The sequence below is a fragment of the Pelolinea submarina genome, assembly GCF_003966975.1.
GTDB lineage: Bacteria > Chloroflexota > Anaerolineae > Anaerolineales > Anaerolineaceae > Pelolinea > Pelolinea submarina.
The window spans coordinates 919,943-933,385 of the sequence record NZ_AP018437.1; the positions used below are offsets into that span (position 1 = coordinate 919,943).

Annotated in this window: 14 protein-coding genes; 8 read left to right on the forward strand and 6 right to left on the reverse strand. The window is 44.7% G+C overall.

What is annotated here, in order from left to right; all coding sequences use genetic code 11:
* Positions 1 to 372: 372 nt before the first annotated feature.
* Entirely contained in the window at positions 373 to 1,950 is a 1,578-nt protein-coding gene (locus Pelsub_RS04220) for a DUF4153 domain-containing protein (RefSeq protein ID WP_116224962.1), read from the forward strand.
* A 121-nt stretch (positions 1,951 to 2,071) separates the two neighbouring features.
* Here Pelsub_RS04220 and Pelsub_RS04225 read toward each other — a convergent pair whose 3' ends face one another.
* Positions 2,072 to 2,830 carry a DeoR/GlpR family DNA-binding transcription regulator gene (locus Pelsub_RS04225; RefSeq protein ID WP_116224961.1) on the reverse strand — a complete coding sequence of 253 codons (759 nt, stop codon included), beginning with the start codon at positions 2,828 to 2,830 and terminating at the stop codon, positions 2,072 to 2,074.
* Positions 2,831 to 3,045: 215 nt separating this feature from the next.
* On the opposite strand from Pelsub_RS04225, the gene Pelsub_RS04230 reads away from it, so the two are divergent.
* The 6 genes from Pelsub_RS04230 (at position 3,046) to Pelsub_RS04255 (ending at position 8,180) form a co-directional block, all read left to right on the forward strand.
* Complete coding sequence (locus Pelsub_RS04230) at positions 3,046 to 3,792, forward strand: PTS mannose/fructose/sorbose/N-acetylgalactosamine transporter subunit IIC (protein WP_116224960.1); 747 nt, start codon at positions 3,046 to 3,048, stop codon at positions 3,790 to 3,792.
* A gap of 1 nt (position 3,793) precedes the next feature.
* Positions 3,794 to 4,624, forward strand: a complete 831-nt coding sequence (locus Pelsub_RS04235; RefSeq protein WP_116224959.1) for a PTS system mannose/fructose/sorbose family transporter subunit IID — start codon at positions 3,794 to 3,796, stop codon at positions 4,622 to 4,624.
* A 185-nt stretch (positions 4,625 to 4,809) separates the two neighbouring features.
* The gene (locus Pelsub_RS04240) at positions 4,810 to 5,217 is read left to right on the forward strand and encodes a PTS sugar transporter subunit IIA (RefSeq protein WP_116224958.1); all 408 of its coding nucleotides are present in this window, start codon (positions 4,810 to 4,812) and stop codon (positions 5,215 to 5,217) included.
* A 28-nt stretch (positions 5,218 to 5,245) separates the two neighbouring features.
* Positions 5,246 to 5,743 carry a PTS system mannose/fructose/N-acetylgalactosamine-transporter subunit IIB gene (locus tag Pelsub_RS04245; RefSeq protein WP_158674973.1) on the forward strand — a complete coding sequence of 166 codons (498 nt, stop codon included), beginning with the start codon at positions 5,246 to 5,248 and terminating at the stop codon, positions 5,741 to 5,743.
* A 74-nt stretch (positions 5,744 to 5,817) separates the two neighbouring features.
* Entirely contained in the window at positions 5,818 to 6,996 is a 1,179-nt protein-coding gene (gene nagA / locus Pelsub_RS04250; RefSeq protein WP_116224956.1) for an N-acetylglucosamine-6-phosphate deacetylase, read from the forward strand.
* A 98-nt stretch (positions 6,997 to 7,094) separates the two neighbouring features.
* Complete coding sequence (locus Pelsub_RS04255; protein ID WP_116224955.1) at positions 7,095 to 8,180, forward strand: SIS domain-containing protein; 1,086 nt, start codon at positions 7,095 to 7,097, stop codon at positions 8,178 to 8,180.
* Between the two features lie 196 nt (positions 8,181 to 8,376).
* On the opposite strand, the gene deoD is transcribed toward Pelsub_RS04255, so the two are convergent.
* From deoD to Pelsub_RS04275, 4 genes are all read right to left on the reverse strand, one after another.
* Positions 8,377 to 9,111 carry a purine-nucleoside phosphorylase gene (gene deoD, locus Pelsub_RS04260; protein ID WP_116224954.1) on the reverse strand — a complete coding sequence of 245 codons (735 nt, stop codon included), beginning with the start codon at positions 9,109 to 9,111 and terminating at the stop codon, positions 8,377 to 8,379.
* A gap of 217 nt (positions 9,112 to 9,328) precedes the next feature.
* On the reverse strand, positions 9,329 to 9,550 hold the full coding sequence (locus Pelsub_RS04265; protein WP_116224953.1) for a hypothetical protein: 222 nt from the start codon (positions 9,548 to 9,550) through the stop codon (positions 9,329 to 9,331).
* A 164-nt stretch (positions 9,551 to 9,714) separates the two neighbouring features.
* Complete coding sequence (locus Pelsub_RS04270; RefSeq protein ID WP_116224952.1) at positions 9,715 to 10,518, reverse strand: 2-oxo acid dehydrogenase subunit E2; 804 nt, start codon at positions 10,516 to 10,518, stop codon at positions 9,715 to 9,717.
* Between the two features lie 97 nt (positions 10,519 to 10,615).
* A complete protein-coding gene (locus tag Pelsub_RS04275) occupies positions 10,616 to 10,822 on the reverse strand; it encodes a dodecin family protein (protein ID WP_116224951.1) in 207 nt (68 codons plus the stop codon).
* Between the two features lie 231 nt (positions 10,823 to 11,053).
* Here Pelsub_RS04275 and Pelsub_RS04280 point away from each other — a divergent pair, with 231 nt between their 5' ends.
* On the forward strand, positions 11,054 to 11,752 hold the full coding sequence (locus Pelsub_RS04280; protein WP_116224950.1) for a DUF4230 domain-containing protein: 699 nt from the start codon (positions 11,054 to 11,056) through the stop codon (positions 11,750 to 11,752).
* Positions 11,753 to 11,777: 25 nt separating this feature from the next.
* Here Pelsub_RS04280 and Pelsub_RS04285 read toward each other — a convergent pair whose 3' ends face one another.
* The gene (locus Pelsub_RS04285) at positions 11,778 to 13,085 is read right to left on the reverse strand and encodes a tetratricopeptide repeat protein (protein ID WP_116224949.1); all 1,308 of its coding nucleotides are present in this window, start codon (positions 13,083 to 13,085) and stop codon (positions 11,778 to 11,780) included.
* Positions 13,086 to 13,443: the final 358 nt, after the last annotated feature.

Here is a 13,443-nt window from a genome sequence, read left to right on the forward strand (position 1 = left end):
AGGTGAAAAACACATCCCCCTGTTTTAGCGGTTAGGGATATGATAAACGAAAAAAACAACAGCCATATTCCCGGCTGTTGTTTTTATTTAAAAGCTCGTAAAGACGATAACGATATCATCCAACCCCGTTCCATAATAAAAATAGACAATTTCTTCCCGGTAATTGGTTGACTGTATTTAAACGTCCACGCTCTATTTGTTGTTATTAATTAACGTTTGTTTTATCTCATCGTGGATGTCAGGGATGTGCTTACGACTGATTGTCTCTTGTCTTTCATTTAAGAAGGGAATAATATAAAACCTATATTAATTCTTGATAGGTATTGAGAGAGGTTTCCAGATAGGCTAGTCTGCAAATAAGAAAGAGGTGACATGATCAAGAAATATTTATTGCCACTCGCATTGTTGATTGGGATTGTATGGGATGTGTTGTTCTGGAAAAAAGCACCCGGAATTTCCTTCCCGGTGTTCATTGTGATTTGCCTGGCCGGGGCATTTTTCCTGCTGCGGTCCGAAGGGATAATTCCGTCAAAGGCCAACTTCTTGCTTGTGGGTCTGATTGTCCTGCTTGCGGTTTTTACCTTCATCCGCAAAGACCCGTTGACTAATATATTGAGCTATATGCTCACCCTGCTGTTCACAGCTATCCTGGCCGCTACGTACCATAACAGCGCCTGGACCCACTACAATCTTTTTAAATACGTCCAGGAGGGTTTTACCGTTTTGGGCGGGCTGATCGTATTCCCCTGGAAATTTATATTCTTTGAATCGAAATCTTCCGGTGAGGTGAACCCGGCGCAGAAGAGAAGTGCCATCCTGCCGATCCTGCGGGGGTTACTGCTGGCTGTACCGGTGTTGCTTGTGTTCACTTTGCTGTTGTCCTCTGCGGATATGGTCTTTTCCCAGCGGGTGGAAGGCCTGCTGCAAAGTTTCAGGATTGAGAATATTGGCGAGTACTTTGGACAGGGCATCCTTGCGCTGCTGATCGCCTTCATGATGATTGGACTGGTCAAGGTTGCCGAGGTTTACGGTCAAAAAACAGAGACGTCTGACTTGGCCGTAAAACCATTCCTGGGGTTTACAGAAGGCGCAACCGTGTTGAGCGCGGTGATGGTCCTGTTCAGTGTGTTCGTCGCCATCCAGTTCCGCTATTTCTTCTCGGGCGAATTGAATATCAGCCAGGCTGGATTTACTTACGCCGAGTATGCCCGGCGCGGATTCGGCGAACTGATCTGGGTGGCCGTTTTCAGCCTGTTGATGATCCAGGTGCTGCGGACGGCCCTGAAAATCGAAACGCCGAAACAACGCAAACTATTAACTGGGCTGATCGTCGGGTTGGTGGCTTTGACCCTGGTCATCCTGGTTTCATCCTACCAGCGTTTGTCGCTGTACGAATCCGCCTACGGATTCTCACGCCTGCGCACTTACTCACACTTCTTCATCCTGTGGCTGGGGCTGCTGCTGGCGGGTACTGTAGTGCTGGAGATAATGAACCAACCGCGCGCTTTTGCCAACGCGGTGCTGGCGGCATCGCTGGGTTTTGTGCTCACCTTGAACCTGATCAATGTGGATGCTTTCATCGTGCGCCAGAACTTGAACCGGGCGGAACAGGGTATGGAATTGGACGCTCAGTATTTAACCACATTGAGCAGCGACGCAATTCCCGGAATGGCGGAGGAATTCAATAGTGAAGCATATCCGGCGGACATCCGCAGCGGGATTGGCGCGGCGCTGGCCTGTCAGAACGAGCGCCTGACGTCAGAGGCGCAGGATTCGTACCGCAATCGCTGGCCGTCCTTCAATTTAGCCGATTGGAAAGCCAGAAAGGTATTGGACGACAACCGGACTTCCATCAGCCAATACCAGATCCTTTCGGATGATTATGGCAACGCGATTGTGATGCTGGATGGCGAGGAATTTTACTGTCATTTGAACATTGGTTTTGATTAACAGAAAGAATATATTGCTCAAGTAAAAACATCTCCTGTCGATTGACAGGAGATGTTAATTTATACAGATCTGAATTTATGAAAGGGTTTTCCCCAATCGTTGCGCGCCGAGGCGCAGATGGCTAATCAATGATCATTACTTCAGTTAATTCTTTAAGTTCGCGAATTATTTCCTTATCAGCTTTCGAATTGGTAATAATTAAATCAACGCTACTGATAGGATTAATTTTCGCTTTGGTATTGCGACCAATCTTGCTAAAATCGGCTACGACAATGGATTTTTTGGCAATACTCATCATCGTGCGTTTTACGCTCGCATCCAAAATATCGGGGACGCTAATACCGGTGGTCGGATGAACACCTTCAACGCCAATAAAAGCGATGTCTGCATGGAAGTCTTCAAGAAAGGCAATCGTCTGGGGCCCGACTGTATGTTGAACATTTTTTAGAAGCATGCCTCCGACTAAAAACAATTCTATTTGCGGGCATGGGGTTAACTCGAGGGCGATGTTCAAGCCATTCGTAATTAGGGATATCCTTTTTTGCTTAAGATTCTTTACTATTTCCAGAGTAGTCGTTCCAGCATCGATTAATATGGTGGAGCCGTCTTTTACAAAATCGGCAGCTGCTTTTCCTATTTGCTCTTTTTCATTAGTGAATTGAGTGGATTTAGCAGAGACGGACATCTCAAAAAAAGCGGGGTCGTTCAACATGGCGCCCCCATGAACCCTCTGAATAAATCCCTGCTTATCGAGTTCGTCCAAATCACGACGAATGGTCATTTCCGATACCGCAAAATAATCGCTTAGCTCTTCAACACTAGCGAAACCTTTTTCAACCAAGAACTCTTTTATTTTAAGTTGACGTTTGACTTGTAACATTTATTTGCAACACCATCGTATGTAATATTTTGTTTATTATATTGCAAAATTAGCATTGACATTATCATTTTACGGTGATATATTAACAAAATATAACAAAAATAATCAACAAAAAGCACATAATATAACAATAAACCACATTGATAAGAGGAGGTAAATATCGAACCATTTCGTGATTTTTATAGAAGTTATCAATCTAATTAAGGAGAAAAATTATGTCTAATATTCTTTCCGCACTATTATTAGCCCTTTGGGCATATTTGTGTATGACTGATATGTTGGGAACGTCGTTCTTCATGGGATTTCGCCCCCTAATCGCTGCTTTTGGCGCCGGTTTAATTGTTGGAGACGTACAAACCGGCCTTATGATTGGCGGCACCCTGGAATTGATGGCCTTAGGTGTTTATAACTATGGCGGCGCTTCAATTCCCGATTTTACAGTTGGTGCTATCCTCGGAACATTTTTTGGAAAAGGCGGAAATTATGAAGTGGGTATTGCTCTCGCAATTCCTGCGGCATTGCTGCTGACCCAAATGGATGTTATAGCCGGCATGATAAACAACGTTTTTGTCCATAAAGCGGACAAATTTGCTGAGGCGGGGGACGTCAAAGGTTTTGACCGTATGATGTACTTATTCAGTCATGTCCCCTATGGTTTGTCACGCGGATTGCCTGTATTTGCCGCAGTTGCCCTTGGGGAACCGGCGGTGAAGCTTGTGGGAACGTTCTTCGATACATACCCGTGGATTAGCAATGGAATCAACACCGCCGGCGGCATTTTACCGGCGCTTGGATTTGCCATGCTGTTAAAAATAATGCCAGTTGGAAAGTTCCCGGCTTTCCTGATTCTCGGTTTCGTCTTGTATGCGTTTATGAATGTTCCATTAGTTGGACTTGCCCTCTCCGCGGTTGCAGTGTCCTTGATTTACCAATATACAAAAAATCAGAAGATGGAGGCTTAAGATGACTGACAAAAGTGTAAAGATCGAAAAAGCCGACCTTATGAAGTCGTTTTGGCGTTTCATCCTGGCATTCCAATTTGGATGGAATTATGAGCGTATGCAATCTGTTGGCTATTGTTTTGCCATGCTGCCCATTCTTAAGAAAACTCATCCGGATCCAGATGATTTTAAAGAAGCGTTTATTGCAAACCTGAACTTTTTTAACACGAATCCGGTCGTCGGCGCTCCTTTGATTCTGGGTGCCCATATCGCCCTGGAAGAAGCCGGGGCATCTATTGATACGACTGAAGGTTTCAAGGTAGGCCTGATGGGCCCCATGGCAGGCATCGGTGATACCGTAGTGTGGGCACTTTATAATAGCATTATCTTCAGTATTGGCTCAATCATGGCCCTGAGCGGTAATGTTTTTGGACCCATTCTGGTAATCCTGTTGGTGTTTTTCCCTTACATGGCTGTTCGGTACTGGCAATTTATGTGGGCTTATGAGCAAGGCGCAAATTTGCTTTCTTCATTGGGAAGCGGTGCATTTGCGAAAATTACAGAATTTGCCACCATTGTAGGCCTCATCGTGGTTGGTGGTTTTGCACCCTCGATCGTGTCTCTTTCTACCCCAATTCAGTTCTCAAAGGAAATTGAGATTGGCGGCGAGGTTGTAACCCAAGTTGTTGAAATCCAGGCACAATTGGACGCTATCATGCCATATTTACTTCCAATGCTGATCACTTTCCTGGCATATTGGCTGCTTAAGAAGAAGAATTGGAATCCAATTCAGGTTATCTACTTGCTAATTGCGATTGGATTTATTGGCGGAGCCGTCGGTATTTTTGCATAAAGAAATCTAAGCTTACGAGAAGAAGCAGGGATGATATTTTCTAATCTCCCTGCTTTCTGATTGAATTGATCAGGCACTCTTAAATTTGAATGGTTCCGGCTGTCTTTATTTTTGGACCAGGGTTTCAGTTTGATGATTAATAATGAATTATTTATTTTTTGAAAATTTGCTGCAAAGGTGAATCAATGGTTGGAATTATTATTATTTCTCATGGCAGATTTGCATCAGGACTTTTAGATGCGGTTTCCATGATAACTGGAGAACAAAAACAGATTCAAGCCATAGCATTCAATGAATCTCAATCTCCCGAAGATTTGAAAAAGAACGTTGAAGATTCACTCTCTTTAATTGATATGGGAGAGGGAGTCCTGATTTTTACCGATTTATTTGGCGCAACGCCCTTTAATGTTGCGATGCGTATTTACATGGAATCAAACAGAAAAATAGAAGTGATTGCGGGAGTCAACTTACCCATAGTTCTTGAGGCTGTACTTTGCAGAGAGAAGGAAGATTTGGGATCAATTTACAAATACGTGCTGGATGTTGGTGTGGATAGCATTAAGACTATTCCAAAGGAAATTCGAAAAAAGTAATGAATAATGAGGAATGAGGAGACGGACAATGACTGTAACACACGTTCGCATGGATAACCGATTAATTCACGGGCAGGTTTTAGTGTCCTGGAAGTCGCACATTGAAATAGACCATTTGATTGTTACAAATGATAAAGTCGCAAGTGATCCTCTTCAGATCACTCTGTTAAAAGCTATAACGCCCATTGGAGCAAAGATATCCGTATTCTCTATAGAGGATTGTGTGGCCTATTGTAAAAGCAAAGAGGCAGAAAACGAAAAAATCTTTATCATCGCCAAGCTGCCTGAAGACGGCTTTGCGTTAGTCGAAAAAGGGTTGGATATGGAAATGCTGAACCTGGGCAATCAAGCTTTTGTAAGGGGCGCGAAAAAATTATCCAACACGGTTTACATGACAGAATCAGGGGTTAAATCCTTAAGGAAATTACATGAGAAGGGTATCCGAATTACCTGTCGAATGATGCCAACAGACCCGGACACAGATTATTGGCCGATTATTGAAGAAACGTTTCCGGAGTGGATTTAATCAACCTTCTAATGAGTATGTGAATCTATTAAATATTTTATTTAATTTCAAAAATTAGAATAGGAAATACCAAAATGCCAAAGCCAATATATATAGAAGCAAAAAGAATAATCACTCCAAATGAATCTTTAGATAATTCCTGTGTCCTGGTGAATGAGAACGGAATCATCGATTACGTGGGCCGTAAAGAAGAGGTACCAAATAATCAATTTGAAAAATTAATCGTACCCGACCTATGGTTATCTCCGGGGTTGATTGACCTTCATAATCATGGTGGGAACGGAATTTCACTCGGAGAAGGTGACGATCCTGCTGAAGACCTTCGGGCACATTCGAAATGGTTGATTGAAACCGGTGTTACCGGATTTTTGGCGTCAATCTCAGCACCTACCAAACAGATAACCGCAGAAATTATTAAGAAACTTATCCCTGTATTTGAGGAACCAGCGCAGGGTGCAAGGCCCTTAGGATTACATCTTGAAGGCATGTTTATTAGCCATGAAAAGATAGGAGCCTTTGTTCCCGAATGGTTGAGATTGCCCGATTTAGAAGAAGCACGCGAGTGCATAAATTATGCAAAAGGATGGATAAAACAGGTCACAATGGCTCCCGAGCTTCCGAATGCAATGGAAGTTGCGCGAGAGTTTAAGAACGCAGGTGCGACAATTGCAATGGGACATTCCAATTGCGAATATGAATTAGCGAAAAAAGCATTGTCAGGTGATTTCACGCATGTCACTCATATGTTCAATGCTTTGTCTGGATTTAACCATCGTGCACCCGGTGCAGTGGGGGCAATCCTAACCTCTGAAAAAGTCACCGCCGAGCTTATTGCGGATGGAGTCCATATTCATCCCGCTGCAATGAAGCTTCTCCTGAAATGTCTGGGTAAAGATCGCATTGTATTGATAACCGATGCAATCAAGGGCGCAGGATTACCAGATGGGATTTATGAAGAATTTGGCTTGCGTATTTGTGTTAAGAATGGAAAAGCTACCGACGAAGGGGGCGGTTTGGCAGGTAGTGTAGCGATGCTTAATAAGTGCGTAAAAAACATGCATGAACTCACAGGAGCAAGTGTTCAGGATGCGATTTGCATGGCAACTCAAAATCCCGCAAAGGTTATTGGATATGACAATAAAATCGGGTCGATTTCAGCAGGCAAGGCTGCGGATCTGATTTTGTTTGATGAATCCTTTAATGTAAGGCTCACGATGGTAGGTGGAGAGATTCTATTCAATAATCTTGAATAATTCTTGAGGTTTTACTTGTTAGGTCTTTGTGAACAGATAAGCGTTTACAAAGATTTACGAATCACTCCTTTAGCAGAATCAATAGATTGGATATCATCATGCGATTTAAAATGATCGACTACATTTACGAAAATCCCGATGTTGTGAGAAAGACACTTCATGAAAATGAAAGAGATGTCAGGGCATTGCAGCGAATATTAAAGGAAAAAGAAATTAAAAAGGTTGTTATTAATGGGCTGGGAAGTTCATTTACTGCCGCTGCCATAGCCGAACCTCTTCTTCATATTCATAGTCAGTACAATACGCTAATCATTGACTCTGAAGAATTTATTTATTACGAGGATTCATGGATTGACGAGAAAACCGCAGTCATTTCTGTATCACGTTCGGGAGAACGCGGGGCAGCGATTGAAGCTATGCACAAATCGAAAACAAAAGGTGCATTCACTATTGCCATAACAGGCGTTGAAAATAGTTTATTGGCGCAATCTGCGGAAATAATATTAAGGACCCATGAAGGCTCAGAGATCGCATTCCCAAAAACTAAAAGCGTATCCACTTGTTCGGCGATGATCATGCGACTCGGATTGGCTTTTGCGAAAGTTGAAGATCAGAAAGCTGAAAAAAGAATTGATATTTTAGAATCAATCGATACACAAATTTCAGAAACCATTAATATCGCAGATAAACAAATTCTTAAAATTCTTCCAAAGATCCATGAATTTACTCAGATATTTACTGTTGGAACCTGCAGCAATCATGGTGTAGCGCTTGAAGCGGCGATAAAATTGCAGGAAGCCAGTCTTACTGTGACAAGAGGTGAGAATACAGCAGCATTATGGGTTGGTCCGGTTAGTGCAATCACCGATAAGACTTTGGTAGTAATCCTGATTATGAAAGAGGACCTTAATCTCTCCATTGATCTTTTAAAAATGGTCAAAGATTTTGGCGGGACAAGTATCGCCATTTGCCCTAAAACCATCGATGTGAGCGATTATTCTGACTATGTTATAAACGTTAGCGATTTCACTGACCCTTATCTTGCGGGATTAGTGTACTTGCCTGTTATCCAATTATTGACATACTACCTGACTATAGAAAAGGGATTAAACCCGGATAAACCCAGAGCAACTGAAAGGCTTCTCACATCGCTACTTCCAGTCGGAAGAGAAGAACCAGGATAGTTTTTTTGATCAAATTTTATATTTAGCAATTCATGGATGAAGCACACATAATATTTTTCTGTGGCAATTTATAATCTTTCCAGGGTTGCTTTCCATCTTCCCACGTATGACAAAACACCTCTCGTTTTTTCCGAGAGGTGTTTATATTCTTTTCCTGATAAATATGTTCCGTCCATAAATGGACTGATTTTTCCGATCAGTCGACCAATTTGGCGGCAGTTTCCAGAGCCAGGACCATCATGGCGTCGAAGGCGTTCTGGCGCGCTTCGGCGGTGAGGTTCTTTTCGTGGTCGTACTTGCTGTCCGAGACGGTCAGCAGGCAGGCGCCATTCTTGTTGGTGGCTTTGGCATTGGCGAACAGCGCGAAAGCTTCCATTTCCGCGGCGATGATGCCGTTTTCTTTTTCCAGTTTTTCCCAGTCGTCACGCACAGAAGAGTAGAAGACGTTGCCGGAGGCAATATTGCCTTCATGCATCTTGATGTTGTTCTCTTTGGCCACCTCGCGGATGGTGTCGGCGACCATCTGGCTGCCTTCGATCAGTTTGTCATCATAGCCGTGGGCTTCCTTGGCGAAGGTCTCGGTGGAGAATGCTTTGTCGGCCAGGACGATATCCATGACTTTAATGTCGGGGCGGGAGGCGCCACAGGAACCGATACGGATGATGGTATCCACGTCGTAGAATTTGAACAGTTCGTAGGAGTAAATGCCGATGGAGCCGAAACCCATGCCCGAACCCATCACGCTGACGCGTTTACCTTTGTAGGTACCGGTGAAACCGAGCATACCGCGGACCTGGTTGAACTGCTTGACGTCTTTCAGATAGGTTTCCGCGATTTTCTTGGCGCGCAGCGGGTCGCCGGGCATCAGGACGACTTTGGCAATTTCGTCTTTCGATGTAGCTTCAATATGGGGGGTGGGGATATCGGACATATTCTTTTCCTCTTTATAAATAAATTTTTCAGACAGTAAACCTAATGGAGAACATATATTATCACAAGTCGACATGAAAGGAATCGCGGGAGGAGCAAGTTAATAGAATTAAGATATTTGTCATTCATATAAACAAATCCGGCCCCGAGCTGCACAGGGCAGCCAATAGGGCCGGTAAATATTAAACCGGATCAGAAAATACGAGGAGCGGTTGGGATTACAATCCCAGAGATTTCAGGGCTGCATAGACCAGGAAGGCAGGCCATACTAAACCCTTCAGAAAGCCTAACACGCCCAGCCAGAATGTCCCTGCGGTACCGATGAAGTAAACCCATGCGCCAATCAAACCTAGACCGTATACGGCTTCTGAAGTATGGCCGCGATGAATAATCTTGGTTTTTCCACAATCATTTTCAACTGTTCTGTTTTCACTGTCCATCTTTTCTCCTTTATCTAACTCTTGTTGACATTTATATATACGGATTTTTCATCAAAAAAGTTGTAGAAAAGATTTCAAAGTTCCGCGAATCCTTCATGATGCGGATAGAGAAGGGCAGCTATTATATTGCTGTATTTAAAAGGAAGGTGGTTTTTATATAGGATTTACTCCAACCCGGCGCCGGCTTCCAAACGAGAAACCAAATCGTCCACGAAGGCCAGGGCTGGCATGCCGTCGATGACATCGTGGTCAAAGGCAATCGTGAGGTGCAGGATGTCCCGTTTTTCGATCGCACCCTGATGGATGGCCGGCTTTTTATTGAGCGTTCCGATACCGATGCTGAGTGGGTGCATGCTGGTGGGCAGCATCCAGCCGCTGAGACGACCGACAGTGCCCAGGGAGGAGATCATCACGGTTCCCATCATATCCTGCACACGGCGCGGGCTGCCGAGGATAAAAGCGCGCATGAAAGCCAGGCGCAGCCACTGCGGCAAGACCAGCGCCAGGTTGAGCAGACCTTCGTTTTCCCCACGGCCGAGGACCAGGTTGCCGGCATGCTCAACGGATTGGTCAACAGCCGCCTGAATCTCAGCGTTTAACTCCAGGGATGTTTTGGCGCCCACATTGCGCAGAACCAGCGGCAGCGGCACGGCTTTGCCGTCCACTTTCTTTTCCACGATCACGCTGATGTTCACTTCCTTGAATACAACCACTTTGCTGCGGCCCTGCCGGATGCCATTGATGGGCGGGTGTTGGGCGACCGCATCCGCCAGCACTTTGACGAACCAGGCCAGGAAGGAAACCTTTTTCCCAGGAGCGCGCATGGCTTTGAGTTTCTGCAGCGCCTCGGTCACATCCACTTCCAACAGTGAACGCACATAATGTTTACCGTGGTCGATGCGGCCGATATCCGCGGTGAATTGGCGGACCGGAGGATATTGAATTGTGAAGAGCTCCGTGTCTTTCATTGATTCTTTCAAGTGATATGGGTTGATGATAAATACAATAATTGCTCAGGTCTTCCTGACCGCCAGGAAAACCTGAATGTTCTTAATAACGGTTAGATTAATCTTCGAGGATAAAGGATACTTTCATTAATACCCGGTATTCAGTGATTTGACCTTGCTCATCGACAATCACTTCAAAATCTTTGACCCAGGCGGAACGAACGTTTTTCAGTGTCTTATTCGCGCGGGCAATTCCCTCACGCACCGCATCATCAAAACTTTTGGCCGAGGATACTTTTATTTCTGTTATTTTTGCTACACTCATGTGACCCTTCTTTCTGTTTCAGTATTATTACTGCTTATTGAGTATAGAAAAAAACGAGCATGATTTCAACCTTTGCAGGTAAATTTGCCAATTAGGTCGATTTGATTTGCTTAAGAAAAAGGGCTGTTAAAATACCCTTGATTGCGGATTGACGTGATGTCAGAGAATAAAATCATAAAGCCGGTATTATTAAAGGATAGATAATCTTATCCAATAAGTCGTGAGGAAGACATGAAAAACATACTGATCATTATTGGGACAATCGTTTTAATTCTCGTTCTGGCTGGCGTGGGCGCATATTATGGCTTCCGCCAACTAACCAACAGCGTGGTGAACCCAATTCAAGCAGCCAACAGCGACATGAAAACACAGGTGGCAGCGGTGCTGCACCCGACACCCACCATCCTGCCGGATCCGGTGACCATCGTGAACGAGGTGAAGGTGCTGGCGCGTTTGGAGACCATCCAATATTCAGTTGAGAAGGTGGTCACAGCCGAGACCGGGCAGGAGATCTTGGGCGAACTGTTTGGCGACCGGCTGCTGTTGATCGCGCACGGGGTGGTGATTGCGGGTGTTGACTTATCCGATTTGAGCCGGGACGACATCAGCATTTCCGATGGTGTGGTGCAGGTGGATTTGCCCGATCCTGAAATTTTTGTCGCAACACTGGACAACCAAAAGTCCAGCGTGTACGACCGTGAAACGGGATTGTTCCGAAAAGGCGACCCGGACTTGGAAACTTTAGCACGCCAGGCAGCCGAACAGGAAATTTACCAGGCAGCTGTGGAAGACGGCATCCTGCAGCAGGCCAATGACAACGCGGAGATATTCATCGAGCGTCTGCTGGACGATCTGGGCTACGAAGATGTTATTTTTGCGCCTTACATACCGCTGGCTATTCCCACGCCCACGCTTATACCTGAATCGTGAGACGGGCGGGAGCAATTCGCCGGTGTTATTCCAATTCCTTTAGAATCTTGTCGATCGCAGCGATGATATCTTCATTGGTGGTCAGTTCACGCAAGTTCTGCAAATCCTGTTTGGCCAGGTCTTTCTCGCCGATTTTCAGGTAAGCCAAACCGCGATTGTAATAGCTGTTCTCCAGACTGGCTTGATGGTCGATGGCTTGCGAATATTGCTCAATGGCGGAATCATAATCCTCCATGGCATAGTATACGTTCCCGCGCTGATAGTAGATATCATCGTAATCTGGATTAAGCGCGAGCGCCTGATCCAGATACTGCAAAGCGGAATCGTATTCCTCTAATGCGGAGTAGGACAGGCTCAGGCTGATCAAGATGGTGATATCTTCCGGGTTAAGGGATAGAGCTGTCTGAAGGTCGCTAAGGGATTGATCCAAATCACCTAGGCGTTGGTAGGAAAGCCCGCGATTTTTATACGCGTCGGCATATTCGGGCGCCAGGGCCAGCGATTGGTTGTAATCCTGGACGGCCGGCTCGTATTGTCCCAGCTTGAAATAGACGTTGCCGCGATTGAAATAGGCATCCGCGCTGGATTGCTCCAGGCCAAGGACCTTATTCCAATAAGGTAACGCGGCTTCGTATTGGCCGGAATTGTACAAAGCGCTGCCGCACAGAGACAGGACATTGGCCGAATCCGGTTGGTAGGTTTCCAGTTGTTTACAAATCTTGTAGGAATTTTCCCAGTCGCCGGTCAGGCCGTACAATTGGCTCAGCAGCATGAGCGCTTCGGTATTGCTGCCATATTTGGATAAATAGATAGCGAGATCAGGAATAGCGCTCTGGTAATCGCCGACCTTGGATTTCGACACGCCGCGCTGGTAATAAGCGTCCAATGATTCGGGGCTGTTAAGAATGACCTCGGTGAAATCATCCACAGCTGAACTGAACTGATCCAAAGCAAAATGGCACAAACCGCGCAGTTTATATGCACCGGCACCATCTTCAGGATTTGAACTGAGATAAACATCCAGGTCGGAAAGAGCCGACTGATAATCAGCCAACTGGTAACTGACCCTGGCGCGGGAATAATACATTTCGTAATAGGCCGAATAGCGTTCAATAGCCTGTGAATAATCAGAAAGCGCGCCTTCCAAATTTCCAGCGGTTTCAGCTGCCGCGCCCGCTTCGGCAAATTGCTGCGCCTGTTTCTTCTGCCGGCTGGAGCTGGTCCCTAAAATGGCAGATGAGGAAATGCCAATGATAAACATGAATGCGATAAACGATACGAATATTTTATAAATTATGGAAGCGCTTTTATTGTTTTTTTGTTGATGTTTCATGGTTTTATTAAGTGATCTTTCCTGGTGATATTACCAGCACTGCTTTCCCTCAGAGTAATTTCCTTATTGAATTTATTTGAGAAATCTGAAGTTTTTTTCAATATTTTATAAAAACAGTCTTTGGATGTCTTCATTGCATGATAATTGTAAATGCAAAGCCCAAAGATTAATAGGATCCATTCATCCCGCAAACGTTTTTAAATAGATGTAATTCCTCACAAATAAATTACGGTTTCTTAATAAAACTTTACTTTTTACATTACTACGTATTATAATAATTTTGTGGATAGGGTGTAAATCGGAACCCAATTTTATTGTCTTAAGATTAGCTACTGTCCGCCGCCATCTGATTATATTG

What these genes read in the sequence shown, in the direction of transcription:
- Pelsub_RS04280 (WP_116224950.1), top strand. Translation starts at nt 11,054, where the DNA reads ATGAAAAACATACTGATCATTATTGGGACAATCGTTTTAATTCTCGTT.
- Pelsub_RS04235 (WP_116224959.1), top strand. Translation starts at nt 3,794, where the DNA reads ATGACTGACAAAAGTGTAAAGATCGAAAAAGCCGACCTTATGAAGTCG.
- Pelsub_RS04275 (WP_116224951.1), bottom strand. Translation starts at nt 10,822, where the DNA reads ATGAGTGTAGCAAAAATAACAGAAATAAAAGTATCCTCGGCCAAAAGT.
- Pelsub_RS04245 (WP_158674973.1), top strand. Translation starts at nt 5,246, where the DNA reads ATGACTGTAACACACGTTCGCATGGATAACCGATTAATTCACGGGCAG.
- Pelsub_RS04220 (WP_116224962.1), top strand. Translation starts at nt 373, where the DNA reads ATGATCAAGAAATATTTATTGCCACTCGCATTGTTGATTGGGATTGTA.
- Pelsub_RS04225 (WP_116224961.1), bottom strand. Translation starts at nt 2,830, where the DNA reads ATGTTACAAGTCAAACGTCAACTTAAAATAAAAGAGTTCTTGGTTGAA.
- Pelsub_RS04270 (WP_116224952.1), bottom strand. Translation starts at nt 10,518, where the DNA reads ATGAAAGACACGGAGCTCTTCACAATTCAATATCCTCCGGTCCGCCAA.
- Pelsub_RS04265 (WP_116224953.1), bottom strand. Translation starts at nt 9,550, where the DNA reads ATGGACAGTGAAAACAGAACAGTTGAAAATGATTGTGGAAAAACCAAG.
- Pelsub_RS04255 (WP_116224955.1), top strand. Translation starts at nt 7,095, where the DNA reads ATGCGATTTAAAATGATCGACTACATTTACGAAAATCCCGATGTTGTG.
- Pelsub_RS04285 (WP_116224949.1), bottom strand. Translation starts at nt 13,085, where the DNA reads ATGAAACATCAACAAAAAAACAATAAAAGCGCTTCCATAATTTATAAA.
- nagA (WP_116224956.1), top strand. Translation starts at nt 5,818, where the DNA reads ATGCCAAAGCCAATATATATAGAAGCAAAAAGAATAATCACTCCAAAT.
- Pelsub_RS04240 (WP_116224958.1), top strand. Translation starts at nt 4,810, where the DNA reads ATGGTTGGAATTATTATTATTTCTCATGGCAGATTTGCATCAGGACTT.
- deoD (WP_116224954.1), bottom strand. Translation starts at nt 9,111, where the DNA reads ATGTCCGATATCCCCACCCCCCATATTGAAGCTACATCGAAAGACGAA.
- Pelsub_RS04230 (WP_116224960.1), top strand. Translation starts at nt 3,046, where the DNA reads ATGTCTAATATTCTTTCCGCACTATTATTAGCCCTTTGGGCATATTTG.